We start from the raw sequence: 3198 nt of genomic DNA on the forward strand, positions 1-3198 counted from the left end.
GGCCCCGAGGCTCGCCGCGGAGCTGGGGATGAAGACGCTCTATATCAAGGACGACAGCGCCAACCCCACCCACTCCTTCAAGGACCGGGTCGTCTCCGTGGCGCTCACCGCCGCCCGTGAGCTGGGCTTCACCACGGTCGCCTGCGCCTCGACGGGCAACCTCGCGCAGTCGGTGGCGGCGCACGCGGCCGGTGCCGGGCTGCGCTCGGTGGTGCTCGTACCGCACGACCTCGAGGCTGGCAAGACGGTCTCCACCGGGGTGTACGGCGGGACGCTGGTCGCCATCCAGGGCAACTACGACGACGTGAACCGGTTGTGCAGCGAGCTGGCCGGAGAGTACGAGTGGGCGTTCGTCAACGTCAACGTCCGCCCCTTCTACGCCGAGGGATCCAAGACGCTCGGCTACGAGGTCGCCGAGCAGCTCGGCTGGCGGCTGCCCGAGCAGGTCGTCGTGCCGATCGCCTCCGGTTCACTGCTAACAAAGATCGACAAGGCCTTCGGTGAGCTCGGCCGGCTCGGCCTGGTCGAGCCGACGCCGTACAGGGTGTTCGGTGCGCAGGCTGCCGGCTGCAACCCGGTGGCCGCCGCGTTCGCCCGCGGCGTCGGGACGGTCGCCCCGGTCCGGCCCGCCACAATCGCCAAGTCGCTGTCGATCGGCAACCCGGCCGACGGCCCTTACGCCCTCGACGTGGCTCGGCGGACCGGCGGGGCTATCACGGACGTGACCGACGAGGAGATCATCGACGGGATCCGGCTGCTCGCCCGCGCCGAGGGCGTCTTCGGCGAGACGGCCGGTGGCGTCACCGTGGCCACCCTGCGCAGGCTGCTGCGCGAGGGGCTGCTCGACCCGGCCGCCGGAACCGTCTTTTACAACACCGGCGATGGGCTGAAGACGCTCGACCCCCTCGTCGAGACGGGCGGACCGACCGCGACGATCAAGCCGTCGCTGCGCGCCTTCGAGGCCGCCGGCCTCGGCGACGACTGACTCGGGCCCGGCACGGCACAGCACAGCACATTCGACGAACTTCGTGGACCACGCCGGACCAACGGAAGGGCCGCGGACGACGGCGGGGTGCCGCAGGGGGATCGGAGTCGGGCACGCGGAACCATGGCCAGCTTGCACTCACCCAGGCCGAGTGCTAAACAAGACCTGGCACTCTCGCCTAGGGAGTGCCAAGGCTGAAACGGCGAGGCTGCCCGATCCGCGCTGTGTCCGAGGTGCATCACCCGGGTCCGGAGCAGGCGGGAGCCGTCCGTCGCGGGCGTCGTTAGGGCCAGGCCATCGAACCTGCCATCCCACTGGGAGGACCCAGAAACCATGCCGAAGATCATTGCCTTCGACGAGGAGGCTCGGCGCGGCCTGGAGCGCGGCATGAACCAGCTGGCCGATGCGGTCAAGGTCACGCTCGGGCCGAAGGGCCGCAACGTCGTGCTGGAGAAGAAGTGGGGCGTCCCCACGATCACCAACGACGGTGTAAGCATCGCCAAGGAGATCGAGCTCGAGGACCCGTACGAGAAGATCGGCGCGGAACTCGTCAAGGAAGTCGCGAAGAAGACCAACGACGTCGCGGGTGACGGCACCACCACCGCCACCATCCTGGCCCAGGCCCTGGTGCGCGAGGGTCTGCGCAACGTGGCTGCCGGCGCCAACCCCCTCGGGCTGAAGAAGGGCATCGAGGTCGCGGTCGAGCGCGTCTCCGAGGAGCTGTCCAAGCAGGCCAAGGAGGTCGAGACCAAGGAGCAGATCGCCTCCACGGCGTCCATCTCCGCGGGTGACTCGGCCATCGGCGGCCTCATCGCCGAGGCGCTCGACAAGGTCGGCAAGGAAGGCGTCGTCACCGTCGAGGAGAGCAACACCTTCGGCCTCGAGCTCGAGCTCACCGAGGGTATGCGCTTCGACAAGGGCTACATCTCGCCGTACTTCGTCACGGACGCGGACCGTCAGGAAGCCGTCCTGGACGACCCGTACATCCTGATCGTCAACAGCAAGATCTCCGCGGTCAAGGACCTGCTCCCGCTGCTGGAGAAGGTCATGCAGACCGGTAAGCCGCTGGCGATCATCGCCGAAGATGTCGAGGGCGAGGCGCTGGCCACCCTGGTCGTCAACAAGATCCGCGGCACCTTCAAGAGCGCCGCGGTGAAGGCCCCCGGCTTCGGTGACCGCCGCAAGGCGATCCTGGGCGACATCGCCATCCTGACCGGTGGTCAGGTCATCTCCGAGGACGTCGGCCTCAAGCTCGAGAGCACCTCGCTCGACCTGCTCGGCCGTGCCCGGAAGATCGTTGTCACCAAGGACGAGACGACCGTCGTCGAGGGTGCCGGCGACCCCGACCAGATCGCCGGTCGGGTCAGCCAGATCCGCAACGAGATCGAGAAGTCGGACTCGGACTACGACCGCGAGAAGCTCCAGGAGCGGCTCGCGAAGCTGGCTGGCGGCGTCGCCGTCATCAAGGTCGGCGCGGCCACCGAGGTCGAGCTCAAGGAGAAGAAGCACCGCATCGAGGACGCGGTGTCCAACGCGAAGGCCGCCGTCGAGGAGGGCATCGTCGCCGGTGGCGGCGTCGCGCTGCTCCAGGCGTCGATCACCGCCTTCGAGAAGCTGGACCTGTCCGGCGACGAGGCGACCGGCGCCAACATCGTCCGGCTCGCGCTCGAGGCGCCCATCAAGCAGATCGCCTTCAACAGCGGTCTCGAGGGCGGCGTCGTGGTCGAGAAGGTCCGCAACCTGCCGACCGGCCACGGCCTGAACGCGGCCACCGGCGAGTACGTCGACCTGATCGGCACCGGCATCATCGACCCGGCCAAGGTCACCCGCTCCGCCCTGCAGAACGCCGCGTCGATCGCCGGCCTGTTCCTCACCACCGAGGCCGTCATCGCCGACAAGCCGGAGAAGAACCCGGCCCCGGCAGTCCCGGGCGGCGGCGGCGACATGGACTTCTAGTCCAGCTCGTCACCCGCTGTACCCTGCACCACCATCTGGACGAGGGCGGCTCCGGTTCCCCCGGGGCCGCCCTCGTGCGTTCGCCCGTGCATCACGGCCGAAGGCCCCTATGCCAGGGGTCCCCGCACCGCGCCGAAGACCCCGACCGGCTACCCCAGGAAGCTCGCCGAAGGCGAGCCGACGAAAACCCCGCCTCCACCCCCATGCCAGAGGTCCCCGCACCGCGCCGAAGACCCCGACCGGCTACCCCAGGAAGC

At 69.1% G+C, this 3198-nt stretch carries 2 protein-coding genes; both read left to right on the plus strand.

Annotated elements, in window-relative coordinates:
* Positions 1–985, plus strand: a 985-nt coding sequence (thrC, locus tag AC08ON_RS04685; RefSeq protein ID WP_476616520.1) for a threonine synthase, incomplete at its 5' end; no start/stop codon positions are given.
* Between the two features lie 333 nt (positions 986–1318).
* The gene (gene groL / locus AC08ON_RS04690; RefSeq protein WP_011438752.1) at positions 1319–2941 is read left to right on the plus strand and encodes a chaperonin GroEL; all 1623 of its coding nucleotides are present in this window, start codon (positions 1319–1321) and stop codon (positions 2939–2941) included.
* The last annotated feature ends 257 nt before the right edge of the window (positions 2942–3198 follow it).

The sequence above is a fragment of the Frankia sp. CoWAU3 genome, assembly GCF_977971855.1.

Bases quoted from the DNA above. Each gene is read 5' to 3' on its own strand.
- groL (WP_011438752.1), top strand. From the start codon at position 1,319: ATGCCGAAGATCATTGCCTTCGACGAGGAGGCTCGGCGCGGCCTGGAG.